The following is an 18,400-nucleotide window of genomic DNA, read 5'->3' as shown; positions in this document are numbered from 1 at the left end:
TAGGACGGGCCAGCCTGCACCGGCGTTCACGGGTCCCTGCTCCCCTGCAGGTCTCGATCCGGCTGGAGGGAAACCCGCAGTGGTGAGGTGAGGGCGATGGCTAGGGTGGGCACGTGTCCGCCGCTGCCCGCGCGTACTGGCTGGCCGAACCCGGGGTCGGTGAGATCCGGCCTTCGGCCCTTCCCGCGCGCGGACCCGCGGAGGTCCTCGTGCGCACCGAGTACTCGGCGATCAGCCGCGGCACCGAGACCCTCGTCTTCGGGGGTCGCGTCCCGCAGAGCCAGTATGCCGCGATGCGGGCTCCCTTCCAGGAAGGCGACTTCCCGGGGCCGGTCAAGTACGGCTACCTCAACGTCGGGGTCGTCGAGGACGGCCCGGACCATCTCGTGGGCCAGACGGTGTTCTGCCTCTTTCCCCACCAGACGAGGTACGTCGTGCCGGTTGGTGCGGTCGCGGTCGTGCCGGACGGCATCCCTCCCCAGCGCGCCGTGCTGGCGGGCACGGTCGAGACGGCGGTCAACGCCCTGTGGGACGCCGCTCCCCTGGTCGGTGACCGGGTCGTCGTGGTGGGAGCCGGCATGGTCGGGTGCTGCGTCGCGCGGCTGCTGGCGCAGGTTCCCGGCGTCCGCACGACCTTGGTCGACGTGGACGAGTCCCGTGCCGCGGTGGCGGCCTCTCTGGGCGTCGACTTCGCCGTGCCTGACGGGGTGGAGCGGGGTGGCGCGGACCTCGTCCTGCACACCAGCGCGACCTCGGAAGGCCTCCAGCTGTCCCTGGAGCTGCTCGCCACCGAGGGGGAGGTGGTGGAGCTCAGCTGGTACGGCGAGGGTGAGGTGCAGCTCGCCCTCGGGGGGGTGTTCCACTCACGTCGGCTGGGCATCCGCGCCAGCCAGGTCGGAATGGTCTCGCCGGCCCGACGCTCGCGCCGCACCCCGGCCGACAGGCTTTCCCTGGCCCTCGAGCTCCTGCGCGACCCTGCCTTCGACGCCCTCGTCACCGGTCGGTCGACGTTCGACGAGCTGCCGCAGGTCATGGCCGCGCTCCACGACGGAAACCTCCCGGCGATCTGTCACCTCATCACCTACGACCAGGGGTAGACCGTGTTCACAGTGACCGTGCGGGACCACATGATGATCGCCCACAGCTTCCGCGGCGAGGTCTTCGGACCGGCCCAGGCACTGCACGGCGCGACCTACGTCGTCGACGCCACCTTTCACGCCGAGACCCTGGACGAGGACGGCATCGTCGTCGACATCGGTCGGGCGGTGGCCCAGCTGCACGAGGTGCTCGCCGACCTGAACTACCGCAACCTGGACGAGGACCCGGCCCTCAGCGACACCAACACGACGACCGAGGTCCTGGCCCGTCTGGTGGCCGACCGCCTGGCCGACCGCGTCCGCGCCGGCGACCTCGGCGACACCGCCCGGCGCGTCGGTGCCCTCACCGTGACGCTGTCCGAGTCCCCGGTGGCGTGGGCGAGCTACGAGCGGACCCTGTGACCACCGTGCATGTCGTCCTCCCCGACAGCGTCGAGGACCCAGCACGGCCGAGCGGGGGCAACACCTACGACCGTCGGGTCTGCTCGGAGCTCTCGGCGCTCGGGTGGTCGGTGCAGGTCCATGCGGTGCCCGGTCCCTGGCCACACCCCGACGCCCGAACCCGCGTGACCCTCGCGGGCGAGCTGGCGGCCCTGCCGCGGGGCGCCCTGGTCCTGCTCGACGGTCTGGTCGCGTCGTGCACGCCCGACGTGCTCGTACCGGAGACGGACCGGCTTCGGGTCGTCGTGCTCGTCCACCTGCCGCTAGGTCACCCGCGCCCGCTGGAGCCCCTCCAGCCGCCGGGTCAGCAACCCGACCCCGCGCAGGGTGAGCGCGCGGTCCTCGAGGCCTCCGCAGCCGTCCTGACCACCAGCCACTGGACGAGGCGGTGGCTGGTGGACCGCTACGACCTGGCTCCCGACCGGGTGCGGGTGGCCCAGCCCGGAGTCGACAGTGCCACGCCTCGCGCCGGCACCCCGTCGGGTGGCGAGCTGCTCTGCGTGGCAGCGGTCGTCCCCGCCAAGGGCCACGGCGCGCTGCTCGACGCGCTGGCCTCCGTGCACGACCTGCCGTGGCGGCTCGTCTGCGCCGGGTCCCTGGACCTCGCCCCCGACCACGTCGCCCGGTTGCGAGCGCAGTGCCACGAGGCGGGGATCGCCGACCGGGTCACCTTCGTCGGTCCCCTCGCCGGTCGCGACCTCGACCTGGCGTATGCCGCGGCCGACGTGCTCGTCCACGCGTCGCGGATCGAGACGTACGGCCTCGTCGTCACCGAGGCGCTGGCCCGTGCCCTGCCGGTCATCGCGACCTCGGTGGGCGGCGTAGCGGCGGCGATGGGGACAGCTCCCGACGGCACGGTGCCGGGCCTGCTCGTGCCGCCGGGGCCGGACGAGCTGGGCCGGGCCGTGCGGTCCTGGCTCGAGGATGCTGCCCTCCGCGCTCGGCTCCGGGCTGCCGCCCGCGCACGCCGAACCACGCTGTCGCCGTGGTCGACGACGGCACAAGTGGTCGCCTCCGTGCTCGCCGAGGTCGCGGCATGACCCTCACCGTGAGCCATTCCCACGGGCGACGGGCCCGCCGGCGCATCTCGAGCCGACGGGCGGAGGTGAACCCCGGCCACGCGGCATACGTCAGTGCTTGTGCAGGCGATGTCCCTCCGGGACAGGTCCGCGTGGGAACCACCCTGGAGGGGCGTGCCTTGGCGATGACTGGACCTCACCCCGACTGGTCGCGCGGGGCGAGAGGTGTGTCAACGGTGGCGCTGCGCGTCGGCGGCTCGGTGGTGACCCAGCGCCTTGGTGGGGCGGTTGTCCTGGGGTTCGTCGTGTGGCAGCTTGGCCTCGGCTCGTCGCTCCACGCCTTGCGGGCCATCGACGCGTGGTCGCTCGGTGCGGCCTTGGTCCTCACGGCGGCCACGACGGTCTGCTGCGCCTGGCGGTGGAGCCTCGTGGCCGCCGGGCTCGGTGCGGACGTGCCGCTGCGCCCAGCGGTGGCGGCCTGCTACCGCTCCCAGTTCCTCAACACGGCGACCCCAGGTGGGGTGCTCGGGGACGTCCACCGCGGTGTGCGGCTCGGCCGCCACCACGGCGACACAGGCAAGGGCCTCCGGTCCGTCATCTGGGAGCGCAGCGCCGGCCAGGTCGTGCAGGCCGTAATGGCCCTCGTGGTGTTGACAGTGCTCCCCTCTCCCCTACGACCCGTCCTGGGATGGGTGTGGGTGGCCGCGGTGGTCGGAGCGGCAGGCGTCCTCGTCGGGCGTCTGGCCCGGCGTCGACCGGACGCCGGCTGGGTGAGCGCGCGCGTCACCGCGACCCTGGCGGAGCTGCGCCGGGCCCTCTGCGCCCGGCGCACCTGGCCGCTGGTCGTCCTGGCATCCGCGCTGGCCGTCATCGGGCACGTGCTGACGTTCGTCGTGGCGGCCCGGACTGCCGGGGCGACCGCACCGACGGCACGGCTCGTGCCCCTCGCCTTCGTCGTGCTCGTCTCCATGGGGGTGCCCCTGAACGTCGCCGGGTGGGGGCCGCGGGAAGGTGTGGCGGCCTGGGCCTTCGGGGCGGCCGGACTCGGCGCCGACGCCGGACTGTCGACCGCCGTGGTCTACGGAGTGCTGGTGTTCGCCGCGAGCCTCCCGGGGGCGGTCGTGATGCTCGTGGCGAAATCTGGGCGCACTCACCCGGCGCGGGCGCAGCTCGCGGAGGCGGTCCCCGCGGTCCCGGTTCCCGTTCTCGTCTCCGTCCCCGTCCCCGTCGTGCACTCCGCTCGCCCCGACGGCCCGGGAACAGGCTCGTGACCGACCGCCCCTACACCCTGCTCAGCTGCAGCATCTCGATGGACGGCTACCTCGACAGCGCGTCAGCGGGGCGGTTGCGGCTGTCGAACGCCGCCGACTTCGACCGCGTCGACGCCGAGCGGGCCACCTGCGACGCCATCCTCGTCGGGGCCGGCACCATCCGCGAGGACGATCCTCGGTTGCTCGTGCGCTCCGCCGCGCGCCGCGCCGACCGAGTGGCGCGCGGCTGTCCTCCGTCCCCGACCAAGGTCACGGTGACCACCGGGGGCCATCTGGACCCGGACGCAGCGTTCTTCCTCGCCGGCGGCGGCGAGAAGCTCGTGTACTGCCCCAGCGGGGCGGCCGCCGCTGTGCGGCGGCGGTTTGGCGAGGTGGCGACGGTTGTCGATGCGGGCGAGCCGGTGAGGCTCCGCGGAGTCGCCGAGGACCTCCACACCCGCGGCCTGCGCCGTCTCATGGTGGAAGGTGGCGGTTCGGTGCTCACCCAGTTCCTCACCGAGGACCTGGCAGACGAGCTCCAGCTGGTGGTCGCCCCGGTGTTCGTCGGCGACTCCGGTGCAAGGAGGTTCGTCGACGACGGCCGTTTCCCGTGGTCCGAAGAGCGCCGCGCCACTCTCGTCGAGGTGCAGCAGATCGGTGACGTCGCCCTCCTGCGGTACGCGCTCTCCGCACGGTTCCGCTCGAGCTGGTCGGACAGGGACCGTTGAGCACAAAGGTCGTCGACGGGCGCCCGTTGCCTCACTGGCAGACTGCGTCCCATGTCGTCGTGGTCCATCCAAGCCCTCGGGTGGGCAGGTTCAGCCCTGCTCATCTTCTCCCTGCTCCAGCAGCGCGTCCTGCGCTTCCGGCTGCTCAACCTCACGGCGAGCTGCACGCTCATCCTCTTCAACGCGATGCTGCACGTCTGGCCGATGGTCGGCATGAACACCGTCACCGCCGGCATCAACGTCTGGATGATCACCAAGCTGCTGCGTGAGCGCGGCGACGAGTCGGTCTACGAGGTGGTGGCCGTCGGTCCGGACGAGTCCTACCTCCAGCACTTCCTCAAGGTCCAGGGCAAGGACATCGCCCGGTACTTCCCCCAGTTCGACCCGGCCGACCTCGGGACCGGCCGCAGCGCCTATCTCGTCGAGCGCGGCAACGAGACCGTCGGGGTGGTCGTCGTGCGCGATGCCGGAGACGGCGTCGCCCAGGTGGAGCTCGACTACGTGACGCCCCGCTTCCGCGACTTCTCCCCCGGCGAGTTCGTCTACCGCAGCAGCGGGTTGTTCCGGGGCAAGGGCATCCGCCAGATCGTGACGCCCCCGGGCATGGTCAACCCCTACTACGCGCGCCTCGGTTTCCGCGAGGAGGGCGACCACTGGGTCGCCGACCTGGCCTGACCCACCGGCGCGTGCGTGCCGTCCTCGACATCGGATTCGTCAGCGGCCTTGCGTCTCACGACGGACCGTGAGGAAGAGGCGGTGCGCCGTGATCACTGCCGCCGCCCACGCGAGTCCCAGCGCCCACCCCGCCACCACGTCGGTGAGCCAGTGGTGGCCGAGGAAGACCCGGCTCAGTCCCATCGTCACGACGAAGACGGCACCCACCGCCACGCTCACGATGCGTGCCCACGCGGCGTCGAGGCGACGGAGGACGAGGTAGACCAGGACTGCAGCGAGCACCGTGGCGTTCAGCGTGTGCCCGCTCGGAAAGCTCGGCGAGCTCTCGTAGGGCGCCACGGCTTCGGACAGGGGCGGCCGCGCCCGGCCGATCAGGGCCTTTCCGGTGGTCGTCATGGCGAGCGAGCCGATCGCCGCAATCACCATGAGCACCAACGGAGTTCGGGACCGCCATCGCCAGACCATGAGCAGGGTCAGGACGGTCGCGACGATCGGCATCCCGATCGGCCCGCCGACGTCGGTGTAGAGCGTCACCGCGTGGTCGAGACCGGGTGTGCGCCAGGCGATCGCCTGGTCGAGCACCGGTTGGTCGAGCCCCGCGATTCCGTCGGCGTCGACCACCGCCTCGTAGACCTCGGTCGCCGCGGCGGTCAGCGCCACGGCGGCGGCGCCACCGACGAGGGCGGTCACGACCAGGACGACGTGCGCTGCGCTCCACCGGGCGAGCCCGACGGCCCGGCGCACGACCACCGACGCCAGCCGGCGGCCAAGGGAGGTTCGCCAGTCGGTCAGGTCGCGGGACCCGATCCGCTCTTCGGCCGAGGTGTCGTCGCGCAGCATCGGGCCATCCTCGCAAAGCCGACCAGTCGGCATACCCACTGGCCTGCGGCATTGCCGGTATGCCGCGCGGCCGGGGTGGTGCCCCCGGGCACCACGAAGGCCCGGTCGCGAACGACCGGGCCTCGAGGCTGAACTGCCGTGTGAACACCGCGGTGGTGGAGGTGGCGGGAATTGAACCCGCGTCCATTGACGGGAAACCAGGACTTCTCCGGGTGCAGTGCGCTAAGGATTTTCTCGGCCCCAGTGCTCGCACGCACACGTCCACTGACAGGCCCAGTCGAGTAAGAGTCCCGCGCAGCCCCTCGACATGACTACGCAGCAAGTTCTCTAGTTGACGCCAGACACTGAGACGAGAACTAGCTCAGGCTGACGGACTTTGGAGCTCGCTCAGGCGGCGAGGGCAAAGTCGGTGCGCTTGGAATCGGCACCTATTGGTTTGCCAGGAGCGTTAACGAGATAACCAGGCATCCTCGACCCGCTTCCCCTGAAATGCCGACCAATGTCGAAACCGATCACCCCCGTGCTCCTGCGAGTGCAGGGGTGTTCACACGACCGCTGTTCAGTTGTTGCTGTTCCCAGCCTACCGTCCAACAGCGACAGCCCCTCACGCATTTCCCTCGGCGCCCATTTCTGTCGCACGAGCTCTCCGGGGCAAATCTGTCCAAGGTTTGTCCAATCTGGTCCCCGGCCGCCGCCGAATCACCTGCGCAGGGTCCGGGCGCGTGACACGCGGTGACCACAGCCCGGGACCACCACACCGCAGTGGATTCCTGGAGGAACAGACATGATCGCTCGACGTCTCATGACCGCCGTGGCCGCCTTCGGCCTCGCGGGCACTGCCGCCCTGGCCGGCGCGCCAACCGCCTCAGCGCACGGGGCCGGCCACGGCACGGACCCGTCCGCGACCGGCACCCGGAGCCTGGCCGCCGTCCTCGCCGAGGACGGCTCCGGCTTCGACCACCAGTGGAACGACTTCGACATCGTCGACAACGCGGTGACCGCCGTGCTGACCGCCAAGCCCGGCTCAGCCGTGGGCGTGCTGGCCGACGGCACCGTCCCCCTCACGGCGTTCCTGCCGACCGACAGGGCCTTCCGCCGGCTCGCGTCGGACCTCACCGGCAAGCGCTACACCTCGGAGTCGGCCGTCTTCGCCGATGTGGCCTCGCTCGGCATCGACACCGTGGAGGCGGTGCTGCTCTACCACGTCGTCCCCGGCGCCACGGTGACGTACCGGCAGGCCCTCCGCTCCGACGGCGCGACCCTCACCACCGCCTCGGGTGGGACCGTGCAGGTCGACGTGGTCTGCAGGCACTTCGTGCAGCTGGTGGACGCCGACCCCGACGACCGCAACCCCTGGGTCGTGGCACCCGACCTCAACAAGGGCAACCGTCAGATCGCCCACGGGATCTCTCAGGTGCTTCGCCCGCTCGACCTCTGAGCGACCCAGCGCGAGGCGCAGCCGCGGCCGCAACCTGGCCGTGGCTGCGCCACGTCGTGCAGGTATGCCGCCGTGCGCAGTGCGGCCTCAGCCTCCGGCAACCGACGCCTCCTGCGCCACGAACTCGTCCCGAGCAGCGAGGATCGTGCTGACATGCGTCTCGGCCCAGTCCGTGAGCACGGCGATCGGCCCTCCGAGCGAGATCCCGAGCTCGGTGAGGGCGTAGTCCACCCGGGGTGGCACCTGGGCGAAGACGGTGCGAGTGAGCAGGCCGTCACGCTCCATCGCGCGGACCGTCTGGGTGAGCACCTTGGGCGCCACCCCACCGACCCGCGCACGCAGCTCGGTGAAACGCAGCGGACCACCGGCCAGAGCGCCGATCACCAGGACCGTCCACTTGTCGCCGATCCTGTCGAGCACCACCCGGGTGGGGCAGTCGGGGTCGAAGGCGTTGCCGCGTCCCGCGCCGGGAGCCTCGGCAGCCGCTGTGGCCTGCTTGGTAACCATGAGGTACTTATAGCACGTTGAAGTGCTCAGTAACCAATGGTTACTGTCATCCCAGTCAACACGGACCCCACGAAAGGCACACCCATGAAGATCGGCCTGTTCGGCGCCAGCGGCATGATCGGCTCTCGCATCGCGACCGAGGCCCTCTCGCGCGGCCACGAGGTGACCGGCTACACGCGCAGCGGCTCCCCTCTCCCCACCGGTGCCGTCGCCGCCACCGGCGACCTCGCCGACGAGACCGCCGTGAAGGAGGCTGCCACCAGCCACGACGTCGTGGTGTCGGCGACCGGGCCGAGCCGCACCGGGGGAAGCCACGAGGTGTGGCTCGCAGCGGTCCAGAACCTCGTCGACCACGCTGCCGGCGCGCGAGTGCTCTTCGTGGGCGGCGCCGGCTCCCTTCTCACGCCGGACGGCACGCGCCTGCTCGACTCACCAGGCTTCCCCGTCGAGTACCTCGCCGAGTCACGCGCCGGCGCCGCCGCGCTGGACATCTTCCAGGATGCGCCCGACGAGCTCGACTGGACGTTCTTCTCCCCCGCGCCCGTCATCGCCCCGGGCGAGCGCACCGGTGCCTACACCGTGGCGCTCGACACCCCCGCGGGCGATTCGATCAGTGCCGAGGACTATGCCGTCGCCCTGGTCGACGAGCTCGAGCCTCCGCGGCACCGTCGACAGCGCTTCACCGCAGCCAGCTGAGCGAGGCCGGTCAAGCATCCTCAGCGGCAGGCACGGGGCTCGGGCTGCGCCCTGAGGGGCTTGGCCTTGGTCGGTGCCGGGCGGCATCCGTGGCCGGTGGCCACCCGACCGCGGAGGCCGAGCGCCTTCCCGTGGGCGCGGCCGTCGTCGCTGCCCTGCAGCCATCCCCGGGCCAAAGCGCCACCTCCCGGCAGGGAGATCGGCAGCCCCACGGGAGCCACTCCCCCGGCGCTCGTGGTGCCGGAGCTGCCCGGAAGCGCCAGCGCTTGTGCCGGCAGCGCCGTCCCGCCGTCATCGGAACCCGCTGAATCCACTGCACCCACCACCGCTCCGCCCCCGGCCCCGGCCCGGGACGACGAGCCACCCGGGGCGTGACCGGGCGAGCCGTCACGGGTCGGGCGGGTGGTCGGGCGGGTAGGGACGGCCGAGGGTCGCGTGGTGTGGGGCGCCTGGGCCTGCGGGCCCCCGGTTGCGCGACGCTCGCCGCCCGTGAAGATCGTCGCGGCCACCACTCCCACGGCGAGAAGCAGCGCTGACACCATCACGGTGGCGATCACGCGTGAGATCACGACGGGGGCCTTGCGCACGTGCCTGCCTGCCATGAGCCGCCTCGGTTCGACGTCGACGCCACCGGAGTGCCTGCCCCGCCTGCGCCGGGGCCCCTGCACGCCCGTCCAGCGTAGCCATCGGGCGGGCCCGCAGGCAGCCCCCCACCGCGGTCGTCCGGCAGGCCGTGCGGCGGGGCGACGCGCGCCTTCGCGCGCCCGGAGCACACGGCATACCCGCAGTGGTTGGTCCGCATGGCGGGCGCGCCGTCTCACGAGTCGGGACCTCACTAGGATCGGACGCACGCCGCACATCCCCTCACCGGACCCATCACCCCTGGGTGCCGATCCCCTGGAGGTCACGTGTTCAGCAAGGTCCTCGTCGCCAACCGTGGTGAGATCGCGGTCCGCGCGTTCCGCGCCGCGACCGAGCTCAACGCCAAGACGGTCGCCGTCTTCCCCTACGAGGACCGCAAGTCCGAGCACGTCCTGAAGGCCGACGAGGCCTACCGGATCGGTGACGAGGGACACCCGGTCCGGGCCTACCTCGACCCAGAGGGCATCGTGCGCACCGCCGTCGAGGCGGGTGCGGACGCCGTCTACCCCGGCTACGGCTTCCTGTCCGAGAACCCCGACCTGGCCGAAGCGTGTGCGAATGCCGGCGTGACGTTCGTCGGGCCGCCGGCCTCGGTGCTGCACCTGACGGGCAACAAGGCCCGCGCCATCGCCGCCGCGAAGAAGGCCGGACTGCCCACGCTCAAGGGTGCCGAGCCGAGCACCGACATCGACGCCCTCGTGGCTGCCGCCGAGGAGATCGGCTTCCCGATCTTCGCCAAGGCGGTCGCCGGAGGCGGCGGTCGCGGCATGCGGCGGGTGGAGCGGCGCGAGGACCTGCGCGACTCGCTGGAGGCCTGCATGCGCGAGGCCGAGTCCGCGTTCGGTGACCCGACGGTCTTCCTCGAGGAGGCAGTGGTCAGCCCGCGGCACATCGAGGTGCAGATCCTCGCCGACGGTGCGGGCAACGTCATCCACCTCTTCGAACGCGACTGCTCCGTGCAGCGACGGCACCAGAAGGTCGTCGAGATCGCCCCGGCCCCGAACCTCCCACCCGAGCTGCGCGAACAGATGTGCGCCCACGCGGTCGCTTTCGCCAAGGAGATCGGCTACGTCAACGCGGGCACCGTGGAGTTCCTCCTCGCCCCCGACGGCCGCTACGTCTTCATCGAGATGAACCCGCGCATCCAGGTCGAGCACACCGTCACCGAGGAGATCACCGACGTCGACCTGGTCAGCTCCCAGCTGCGCATCGCCAGCGGCGAGACCCTCGAGGACCTGGGCCTCTCGCAGGACACCTTGCAGATCCGCGGCGCGGCGCTGCAGTGCCGCATCACCACGGAGGACCCGGCCAACGAGTTCCGTCCCGACACCGGACGGATCACGACCTACCGTTCGGCCGGAGGCGCGGGCGTCCGCCTCGACGGCGGGACGATCTTCGTCGGGGCCGAGATCGGCGCCCACTTCGACTCGATGCTCGTCAAGCTCACCTGCCGCGGCCGGGACTTCCCGACCGCAGTGCGTCGGGCCAGGCGCGCGCTGGCCGAGTTCCGGATCCGCGGCGTCTCGACCAACATCCCGTTCCTCCAGGCCCTGCTCGAGGAGCCCGACTTCCAGGCCGGCCGGCTGACCACCGCGTTCATCGACGAGCGCCCCGAGCTGCGCACCGCGCGAGTTCCCGCCGACCGAGGCACCAAGCTGCTCACCTACCTCGCGGACGTCACGGTCAACCAGCCGCACGGCCCCGGGCGCACGCGGGTCTCCCCCCGCTCCAAGCTGCCCGCGATCGACCGCGCGACTCCCCCGCCGCCCGGTGCGCGCGACCGGTTGTTGCTGCACGGCCCCCAGGCGTTCGCGGAGGCCCTGCGGGCCCAGGAGGCGGTGGGGGTCACGGAGACAACGTTCCGCGACGCCCACCAGTCGCTGCTCGCCACCCGGGTCCGCACCCGTGACCTCATGCACGTCGCCCCGCACGTCGCCCGGCTGACGCCCCAGCTGCTGTCCGTCGAGGCCTGGGGAGGCGCGACGTACGACGTGGCCCTGCGCTTCCTGGCCGAGGACCCGTGGGACCGCCTCTCGCGCCTGCGGGAGGCGATGCCCAACCTGCCGCTGCAGATGCTCCTGCGCGGGCGCAACACGGTCGGTTACACCCCCTACCCCACGGCCGTGACCGACGCCTTCGTCACCGAGGCCGCCAGCACCGGCATCGACATCTTCCGGATCTTCGACGCCCTCAACGACGTCGGGCAGATGCGCCCCGCCATCGACGCGGTCCGGGCCACCGGCACTGCCGTCGCCGAGGTCGCGCTCTGCTACACCGGTGACCTCACGAGCCCCGCCGAGAAGCTCTACACCCTCGACTACTACCTGCGGCTGGCCGAGCAGATCGCCGAGGCCGGCGCGCACGTCATCGCCATCAAGGACATGGCCGGCCTGCTGCGGGCTCCTGCGGCACGCACCCTCGTCACGGCGCTGCGCGAGCGGTTCGACCAACCCGTCCACCTGCACACGCACGACACCGCAGGTGGGCAGCTCGCCACCCTCCTGGCCGCCATCGACGCGGGCGTCGACGCGGTGGACGTCGCCAGCGCAGCCATGGCCGGCACCACCTCGCAGCCACCGATGTCGAGCCTGGTCGCGGCCACCGACGGCACCCCGCGCGCCACCGGGTTGGACCTGGGCGCCGTCAACGACCTGGAGCCCTACTGGGAGGCGGTGCGGCAGCTGTACTTCCCGTTCGAGTCCGGCCTGCCCTCCCCCACCGGTCGCGTCTACACGCACGAGATCCCCGGGGGCCAGCTCTCCAACCTGCGCCAGCAAGCGATCGCCCTCGGGCTCGGCGACCACTTCGAGGAGGTCGAGGACATGTATGCCGCGGCCAACCGCATCCTCGGCAACATCGTCAAGGTCACCCCGAGCAGCAAGGTGGTCGGCGACCTCGCTCTGGCCCTCGTGGGCGCGAAGGCCGACCCGTCGGACTTCGAGGCCAACCCCACGAAGTACGACATCCCGGACTCCGTCATCGGCTTCCTCTCCGGCGAGCTCGGCGACCCACCCGGCGGCTGGCCCGAGCCGTTCCGCACCAAGGCGCTGGAGGGCCGCACCACCAGGCCGCGGGTCAGCGAGCTCAGCGAAGAGGACAGCGAAGCACTCGAGGCGAGCCCGCGGCACACCCTCAACCGGCTGCTGTTCCCGGGCCCGACCTCTGACTTCGAGAAGTCGCGGGATGCCTACTCCGACCTCGCCGTCCTCGGCACCCGCGAGTTCCTGCACGGCCTCGAGGTGGGTTTCGAGCACGAGATCGACCTCGAGCCCGGCAAGCGGCTGCTCCTCGGCCTGCAGTCGGTGTCCGACCCCGATGACCGGGGGATGCGGACCGTCATGTTCACCATGGGTGGGCAGCTGCGTCCGGTGCAGGTGCGCGACGAGCGGATCGCCGTCGACGTCAAGGCGGCCGAGAAGGCTGACCCGGCTGCGAAGGGGCAGGTAGCAGCCCCGTTCGCCGGGGTCGTCAGCCTCGCCGTCGAGGAGGGCTCCACCGTCGAGGCCGGCGCGGTGGTTGCCACGATCGAGGCGATGAAGATGGAGGCCAACATCACGGCACCGGTGGCCGGGACGGTCCAGCGGCTGGCCATCGGCCCGCAGCAGCAGGTGGAGGGCGGCGACCTCCTCCTCGTCCTCGGCTAGGGGCTTTCCCACGCCCCTGCCATGCCCCTGACCTGCGGTGATATCGATTTGGGGTTACGGTCGAAGAGCACGCGGTCAAGAAGCGGCTGTGTCAGCAGTAGAAACACCCAACGAGATCGCACCCAACCAAGGGAGCCCATCATGGGATTTGACGACAAGCTCGACAACGCCAAGGACAAGGCCACCGGCCAGGCCAAGGAGGCCACCGGCAAGGTGACCGACAACGAGCGACTCGAGGCCGAGGGCAAGGCCGACCAGACGGGAGCCGACCTGAAGCAGGCGGGCGAGAAGGTCAAGGACGCCTTCAAGGACTGATCGCCTTCACCCAGGCCTGACGCGGGTATGCCGCGTGCGAACCGCTCCCAGCGGAGGGATCGTGCGCGGCATCCCTGTGTCCCGCCCCTGCGTCCGCCCCTTGTCCGCCCCTTGTCGCCCCCGAGCCGGCGCACACCCCTACCAGGAACCGCCCGAGCTCCCACCGCCCCCACCGCCGGAGAAGCCGCCACCGCCCGAGAAGCCGGAACCACCCGAGCTGCCCGGAGTGCTCGTGAACGTCCCGCCCGCAGTCGTGGCGAACGAGTCCATGTCCTGCGCGATGCCGTCGTAGTCGAAGCCGCCGGACCCGATGTACCAGAAGGGTGGGGTGAGGGTGTGTCCTGCGGCGGCTGCGGACTCCGCCACCTGGCGGAAGGTGCCGGCCCACTGCGAGGCCACGCCGAAGACGATCGCGTAGGGCAGGTAGCGGCTGAAGATGTCCTGCGCCTCCTCCCACTTGATCTGGTTGGCCTCCGCCGTCACGAGGTACTTCTTGAAGCCCTCGGACTGGGCCTTGACCGCGCTGCCGTCCGCGGTGCGGGCAGCCATGCGCCGCCCCAGGAGCGCGACGATGAACCCGGCGACTGCCGCGCCCCCCAGCAGGACGAAGGCCGGAGGGATCGGCGAACCGGTGCCTGAGCCGGCCCTGGCGAGGGGTCCGCCCGCCCACGCGCCCCCGAACACCGAGCCCATCACCATGATGCCGCCGAGGGCCGTCCACGTCCCGCGTTGGCCTTCCGGCGACCGACGGAACCACCCGCGTCGCACGACCTCGTCGTACATCAGCTCCTGGACCCGCTGGAGCGTGGGCTTGAAGGTGTTCTTGAGGCTGGACAGCGTCCGTGTCGGGGCGCTCTCGAAGAGGCCGAGCAGGAGCGCCTCCTCGTACGGCAGCAGCGCGGTCCGCGCCTGCTCCGCCGTCGGCGTGGTGCGGGTGAGCCGCCAGTCCTTGCTGCGCAGGAAGCCACCTTCCTCCTCGGCGATGGTCAGGTGGCCACGGGCAGCGAGGTCGATGATCGTGGCGGACACGTCGATCGTGTTGGCCACCTCGTCGATGACCGTGCCGACCAGACCGGGCTGGACGCCGTCCGGAGGAGTGAACCGGACCGCGATCGGCCCGTTACGTCCCTTGACGACCTGCCCGTCCTGCCCCAGCGCCGGAGTCAGGCCCGGCACCAGCCCGGCATACTGCTCGTCGCGACCGCGCGTGTAGACCAGGGTGCCCATCAGGCCGGCCGCGAGCAGGGGCAGCGTCACCCCCGCCCCCAGGGTGAGGTAGCCCAGCGCCTTGGACGTGTCGGAGGTGATGACGCTGCCGTCGTCGGACACGTTGCCCTCGTGCAGCACCGGGTCGAGCGACCCGAAGTCGGCGATCGGCAGCGACGCGAGGATCGAGACACCACGCCCGTTGCCAGCCTCGGGGGCGCTGAACTCGGCGCTCGCTCCCGGTGTCGCGGTGCACCGCTCCGTGGACCCGAACTCCCCGATGAAGCACTCGGCCCTGTCGCTGGGACTCGCCCCCGTCACCGTGGCGCTGACGTCCTGGTAGGTGTTGTCGTCCGACGCGTCGACCAGGTTGTAGTAGAGCTCTGCGTGGTCGGGGAAGCCGTTGACGTAGGAGCCGAGGTGGTAGCGCACGACGTAGGTCTGCGTGCCGCTCACCGTCTGGTCGGCCCGTCCGACCCGGATCCTCACCGAGGACCCGTCGGTGGCGTCGTCGACCGACACGTCGGCCGGTGCCCCGGACGGGGAGGAGGCCGACACGTCGGAGATCGGGTACTCGCGGTAGGCGTCCTTCCGGTCCTGGTAGCCGACCCGCACCGTGACGAACCGCTCGATCCCGTGGCGCTCATCCCCCTGCGGGAAGTGCCAGGTGATGTTCTCGACGACGTCGACCGAGCCGTCGTGGTTGACGGAGATGTCGACGTGGAACCGGGTGGCCAGGTCATCGCTCGCCGCAGCCTGCGCGCTGCCCCCCGCAAGGACCATCGCAGCGAAGGCGAGCAGCACTGCCAACCCGGAGCCCACGGCATACCGGTGCGTCCCCCCGTGCAGGCGCATGTCCCTAGCGTCCCCCGCCCGAGGCTCGTCGCGCCTGGCTGAGGGCGCGCTGCGTGTCACGGGTGTCCTGGCGCTCGCGCAGCGCGTGTCGCTTGTCGTACTGCTTCTTGCCCTTGGCGATCGCGATCTCGACCTTCGCCCGGCCGTCCTTGAAGTACAGCTGCAGCGGGACGATGGTGTGGCCGCTCTCGGACGACTTCTTCATGATCTTGGCGAGCTCGGCACGGTGCAGCAGCAGCTTGCGGCGGCGACGCGGGGTGTGGTTGGTCCAGTTGCCGTTGACGTACTCAGGGATGTGCACGCCCTCGAGCCACAGCTCGTCGCCGCGCCAGGCGGCGTAGCCGTCGATGAGCGACGCACGCCCCTCGCGCAGGGACTTGACCTCGGTGCCCATCAGGACCAGCCCGGCCTCGAAGGTGTCCTCGATGAGGTAGTCGTGGCGCGCCTTCTTGTTGCTCGCCACCACCTTGCGACCCTGTTCCTTGGCCACTGCCCGTCCACGTCCTTCGATTTTTGGCTGCATCATCGCGTGGTCGAGTCCCGACCCAGCGAGGCCACGCTACCTGCACGACGGGGTATGCCGGCCAGTCGGTTTACCTGCGCCGTCGCCGGGTCACAGCCAACGACGTGGATCCTTGGGGGTGCCGTCCTCATAGGTCTCGAAGTGCAGGTGGCACCCGGTGGACGACCCGGTGGTGCCGACGTAGCCGATGATCTGGCCGCGCGAGACGTGGCCGCCGCGCACGGCATACCGGCTCATGTGGTTGTAGGTGGTCACGAGGTCGACGCCGCGGACGATGCCGTGGTCGATCATGATCCGGTTGCCGTAGCCCCCGCCCCAGCCGCGTGAGATGACGGTGCCGCTCGCGGCGGCACGGATCGGCGTGCCGCAGTCGGCCGCGAAGTCGCGCCCGGCGTGCAGCCGCCAGTAGTGCAGGATCGGGTGGTAGCGCATGCCGAACTCGGAGGAGATCCACCCTCCTGACGGTCGTGACAGGAAGCCACCGGAGGACGACGGCTCTGCCGGCACCTTCTTGCCCGCCCTGCGCAGGGCGGCCGCCCGACGAGCGGCCGCGGCCTTGGCGGCCTTGGCGCGGGCCACGAGGATCCTGTGCAGCCTGGCCTGCTCCTTCTGGGCAGCGACGAGCTGAGCCTTCTCGGCCTTGATCTGGGCCTCGAGCGCCGTGGACTGGGCGACCTGCTGGGCCGCGAGGGCGTCCAGCTTCTGCTTGGCCTCGGCCGCTGCGCCCCGCGCCCGCTGGGCCTTGGCCAGCGCGGCCTCCGCCTGCTTCTTGGCGGCCTGGACCTGCACCTTGAGGGCCTTGATGTGGGCCTCCTGGGCGGTCGCGGCGGCCCGCGCGGTCGCGAGCCGGGACAGCGACTGGTTCTGGACGTCCATGACCGTGTCGTTCATGGCGATGCGGTTGGCGAAGTCGTCCGGGGTGGTCGCGCTCAGCGCCACCGACAGCTGGCCCATCCCCTGGTCCTGGTACAGCTGGGAGGCGAACCGGGCCACGCGGGTACGGGTCTGCGCCAGCTTGGCGCGGGTGGCCGCGAGCTCGTCGACTGCCCGCGCCTCGTTGGCGCGGGCGACGTCGAGCTGGACGGCCATCTCGTCGTTGTACGCGTCCGCCTTGGACACTGCGGCAGTCGCTCGGTCGAGGGCAGCCTGCGCCACGGGGAGGGCGGCCTGGGTGCGACGCAGGGCGACGTACGCGTTCTTGAGGCTGGCCGAGGTGTCCTCGAGCTCGCCCTTCAGCGCGTCGATCTCCTTGTCCACCTGCTTCTTGGCCTTGCCCGGGTCGTCGGCGGGCGCCGAGGCGACCGAGGACGGGTGGCCGGGAGCAGCCGAGACCGACGACGGGGCGCCGAGGCCGATGGCGCAGGCGAAGGCCAGCCCGAGGGCCGTCAGGCGGACACGATGAGACGCGTACAGACGCGGGGGGATTGCGCTCATAGGCCTCATTGGTAACACACACCACACCTGTTTCCCGGGATTGAGACCTGTGACTTGTCCGATCAGCCCACTGGGTGGCGGGGCCGATCGACGGGACCCGCCCGATGGCGGGTGGAGGTCAGACGCGCAGGTAGCGGCGCAGGGTGGCCCAGGACGTCAGGACCGACACCACGAGCATGAACCCGACCAGCCACGGGGCGACGAACCAGATGTCGGTCGTGCCCACCAGGGGCGCGTCCTGCAGCACGGCCGAGACCTTGGGCAGCAGCGAGTCGGCCGTCACCCAGAGTCCGACGATGGCCAGACCGGTGCCGGTGAGGGCCGCCAGCACGGTCTCCATGACGAACGGCAGCCGGATCGTGAAGTTCGAGGCGCCCACCAGCTTCATGATCCCGGTCTCGCGTCGTCTGCTGAAGGCCGCCTGTCGGATCGTCGTGGCCATCAGCAGGACCGAGCACAGCACCATCAGTCCGGCGAGGAAGAGCGACCCGATGGTCACGACGTTCATCACGGTGAAGAGCTTGTCCAGCGTCTTCTGCTGGTCCTGCACGCGTCCTACCCCCGGCGCCCCCTCGAAGGCGCTCACCACGACGTCGTACTTCTTGGGGTCGCTGAGCTGGACGCGGAAGTTCTCCGGGATGTCACCGACCTGCAGGTAGTCCGACAGCGGCGAGTTCCGGTACTGCTCCTTGAACCGGTCGAAGGCCTGCTGCTCGGACTCGTAGTAGACGTTCTTGACGAGTGGCTTCATCTCGTCGAGCTGGGACCGCAGCGAGTTCCGCTGCTCCTCGGTCACCGCCTTGCCGCCACAGTTGACGTCGAGCGAGTCCTTGCCGCACATGAAGATCGAGACCTGGATGCGGTCGTACCAGTAGCCCTTGAGGGTGTCGACCTGTCCCTGGGCGAGGAACCCGATGCCCATGAGGTAGACCGACACCATCGTCACCAACAGCACCGACACGGCGATGGAGAGGTTGCGGCGCAGGCCGATCGCGATCTCGCTGAGCATGAACTGCAGTCGCATGGGGGTGGGTCTCCAGTGCTTTCTGTTGTCGGGCGCTGCCGGGCGTGCCGTGCTGGCTGGGCGTCG

The 18,400-nt window shown here is 71.0% G+C and carries 17 protein-coding genes and 1 other RNA gene; 10 read left to right on the top strand and 8 right to left on the bottom strand.

Translation table 11 applies throughout. The features are described from left to right. Positions 1-113 precede the first annotated feature (113 nt). The 6 genes from AC1DWR_RS10600 to AC1DWR_RS10575 all read left to right on the top strand — a co-directional run bounded on the left by AC1DWR_RS10600 (position 114) and on the right by AC1DWR_RS10575 (position 5,210). On the top strand, positions 114-1,097 hold the full coding sequence (locus tag AC1DWR_RS10600) for a zinc-dependent alcohol dehydrogenase (protein WP_477615179.1): 984 nt from the start codon (positions 114-116) through the stop codon (positions 1,095-1,097). A gap of 3 nt (positions 1,098-1,100) precedes the next feature. Further along, positions 1,101-1,499, top strand: a complete 399-nt coding sequence (locus AC1DWR_RS10595; RefSeq protein ID WP_477615178.1) for a 6-pyruvoyl trahydropterin synthase family protein — start codon at positions 1,101-1,103, stop codon at positions 1,497-1,499. Continuing rightward, entirely contained in the window at positions 1,496-2,578 is a 1,083-nt protein-coding gene (locus tag AC1DWR_RS10590; RefSeq protein WP_477615177.1) for a glycosyltransferase family 4 protein, read from the top strand. The genes AC1DWR_RS10595 and AC1DWR_RS10590 overlap by 4 nt, the downstream gene beginning before the upstream one ends. Positions 2,579-2,793: 215 nt before the next feature. After that, on the top strand, positions 2,794-3,828 hold the full coding sequence (locus tag AC1DWR_RS10585) for a lysylphosphatidylglycerol synthase transmembrane domain-containing protein (RefSeq protein WP_477615176.1): 1,035 nt from the start codon (positions 2,794-2,796) through the stop codon (positions 3,826-3,828). Next, on the top strand, positions 3,825-4,535 hold the full coding sequence (locus AC1DWR_RS10580) for a RibD family protein (protein WP_477615175.1): 711 nt from the start codon (positions 3,825-3,827) through the stop codon (positions 4,533-4,535). The genes AC1DWR_RS10585 and AC1DWR_RS10580 overlap by 4 nt, the downstream gene beginning before the upstream one ends. Before the next feature lie 51 nt (positions 4,536-4,586). Continuing rightward, positions 4,587-5,210, top strand: coding sequence for a hypothetical protein (locus AC1DWR_RS10575; RefSeq protein ID WP_477615174.1), 624 nt, complete (start codon positions 4,587-4,589; stop codon positions 5,208-5,210). A gap of 39 nt (positions 5,211-5,249) precedes the next feature. On the opposite strand, the gene AC1DWR_RS10570 is transcribed toward AC1DWR_RS10575, so the two are convergent. Both AC1DWR_RS10570 and ssrA read right to left on the bottom strand, forming a co-directional pair. Further along, complete coding sequence (locus tag AC1DWR_RS10570) at positions 5,250-6,050, bottom strand: phosphatase PAP2 family protein (RefSeq protein ID WP_477615173.1); 801 nt, start codon at positions 6,048-6,050, stop codon at positions 5,250-5,252. 153 nt (positions 6,051-6,203) lie between these two features. Beyond that, positions 6,204-6,570: a transfer-messenger RNA gene (gene ssrA, locus AC1DWR_RS10565) on the bottom strand. Positions 6,571-6,834: 264 nt separating this feature from the next. Between ssrA and AC1DWR_RS10560 the strand changes: the two genes are divergently transcribed. After that, positions 6,835-7,488, top strand: coding sequence for a fasciclin domain-containing protein (locus AC1DWR_RS10560; RefSeq protein WP_477615172.1), 654 nt, complete (start codon positions 6,835-6,837; stop codon positions 7,486-7,488). Between the two features lie 87 nt (positions 7,489-7,575). On the opposite strand, the gene AC1DWR_RS10555 is transcribed toward AC1DWR_RS10560, so the two are convergent. Then, positions 7,576-7,995, bottom strand: a complete 420-nt coding sequence (locus tag AC1DWR_RS10555) for a winged helix-turn-helix transcriptional regulator (RefSeq protein ID WP_477624376.1) — start codon at positions 7,993-7,995, stop codon at positions 7,576-7,578. Positions 7,996-8,079: 84 nt separating this feature from the next. On the opposite strand from AC1DWR_RS10555, the gene AC1DWR_RS10550 reads away from it, so the two are divergent. Next, entirely contained in the window at positions 8,080-8,691 is a 612-nt protein-coding gene (locus AC1DWR_RS10550; RefSeq protein ID WP_477624375.1) for an NAD(P)-dependent oxidoreductase, read from the top strand. A gap of 20 nt (positions 8,692-8,711) precedes the next feature. Here the strand turns inward: AC1DWR_RS10550 and AC1DWR_RS10545 are convergent, their stop codons facing one another. Then, positions 8,712-9,293, bottom strand: a complete 582-nt coding sequence (locus AC1DWR_RS10545) for a hypothetical protein (protein WP_477624374.1) — start codon at positions 9,291-9,293, stop codon at positions 8,712-8,714. A gap of 306 nt (positions 9,294-9,599) precedes the next feature. On the opposite strand from AC1DWR_RS10545, the gene AC1DWR_RS10540 reads away from it, so the two are divergent. Both AC1DWR_RS10540 and AC1DWR_RS10535 read left to right on the top strand, forming a co-directional pair. Further along, complete coding sequence (locus AC1DWR_RS10540) at positions 9,600-12,977, top strand: pyruvate carboxylase (protein ID WP_477615168.1); 3,378 nt, start codon at positions 9,600-9,602, stop codon at positions 12,975-12,977. Between the two features lie 141 nt (positions 12,978-13,118). Further along, positions 13,119-13,292: a CsbD family protein gene (locus AC1DWR_RS10535; RefSeq protein ID WP_477615167.1), complete on the top strand. Its 174-nt coding sequence runs from the start codon at positions 13,119-13,121 to the stop codon at positions 13,290-13,292. Between the two features lie 138 nt (positions 13,293-13,430). Here AC1DWR_RS10535 and AC1DWR_RS10530 read toward each other — a convergent pair whose 3' ends face one another. The 4 genes from AC1DWR_RS10530 to ftsX form a co-directional block, all read right to left on the bottom strand. Continuing rightward, positions 13,431-15,353: a DUF2207 domain-containing protein gene (locus AC1DWR_RS10530; RefSeq protein ID WP_477615166.1), complete on the bottom strand. Its 1,923-nt coding sequence runs from the start codon at positions 15,351-15,353 to the stop codon at positions 13,431-13,433. Between the two features lie 4 nt (positions 15,354-15,357). Then, positions 15,358-15,843: an SsrA-binding protein SmpB gene (smpB, locus tag AC1DWR_RS10525; RefSeq protein ID WP_477624373.1), complete on the bottom strand. Its 486-nt coding sequence runs from the start codon at positions 15,841-15,843 to the stop codon at positions 15,358-15,360. Between the two features lie 123 nt (positions 15,844-15,966). Continuing rightward, on the bottom strand, positions 15,967-17,310 hold the full coding sequence (locus AC1DWR_RS10520) for a peptidoglycan DD-metalloendopeptidase family protein (protein WP_477624372.1): 1,344 nt from the start codon (positions 17,308-17,310) through the stop codon (positions 15,967-15,969). 118 nt (positions 17,311-17,428) lie between these two features. Beyond that, on the bottom strand, positions 17,429-18,334 hold the full coding sequence (gene ftsX, locus AC1DWR_RS10515) for a permease-like cell division protein FtsX (protein WP_477615163.1): 906 nt from the start codon (positions 18,332-18,334) through the stop codon (positions 17,429-17,431). Positions 18,335-18,400: the final 66 nt, after the last annotated feature.

The sequence above is a fragment of the Pedococcus sp. P2_E2 genome (assembly GCF_056403955.1).
Note: the sequence above shows the minus strand (reverse complement) of the source record. Positions and strands in the feature narration are given on the sequence as shown.

What these genes read in the sequence shown, in the direction of transcription:
- AC1DWR_RS10560 (WP_477615172.1), top strand. Translation starts at nt 6,835, where the DNA reads ATGATCGCTCGACGTCTCATGACCGCCGTGGCCGCCTTCGGCCTCGCG.
- ftsX (WP_477615163.1), bottom strand. Translation starts at nt 18,334, where the DNA reads ATGCGACTGCAGTTCATGCTCAGCGAGATCGCGATCGGCCTGCGCCGC.
- AC1DWR_RS10545 (WP_477624374.1), bottom strand. Translation starts at nt 9,293, where the DNA reads ATGGCAGGCAGGCACGTGCGCAAGGCCCCCGTCGTGATCTCACGCGTG.
- AC1DWR_RS10570 (WP_477615173.1), bottom strand. Translation starts at nt 6,050, where the DNA reads ATGCTGCGCGACGACACCTCGGCCGAAGAGCGGATCGGGTCCCGCGAC.
- AC1DWR_RS10575 (WP_477615174.1), top strand. Translation starts at nt 4,587, where the DNA reads ATGTCGTCGTGGTCCATCCAAGCCCTCGGGTGGGCAGGTTCAGCCCTG.
- AC1DWR_RS10530 (WP_477615166.1), bottom strand. Translation starts at nt 15,353, where the DNA reads ATGCGCCTGCACGGGGGGACGCACCGGTATGCCGTGGGCTCCGGGTTG.
- AC1DWR_RS10550 (WP_477624375.1), top strand. Translation starts at nt 8,080, where the DNA reads ATGAAGATCGGCCTGTTCGGCGCCAGCGGCATGATCGGCTCTCGCATC.
- AC1DWR_RS10520 (WP_477624372.1), bottom strand. Translation starts at nt 17,310, where the DNA reads ATGAGCGCAATCCCCCCGCGTCTGTACGCGTCTCATCGTGTCCGCCTG.
- AC1DWR_RS10535 (WP_477615167.1), top strand. Translation starts at nt 13,119, where the DNA reads ATGGGATTTGACGACAAGCTCGACAACGCCAAGGACAAGGCCACCGGC.
- AC1DWR_RS10555 (WP_477624376.1), bottom strand. Translation starts at nt 7,995, where the DNA reads ATGGTTACCAAGCAGGCCACAGCGGCTGCCGAGGCTCCCGGCGCGGGA.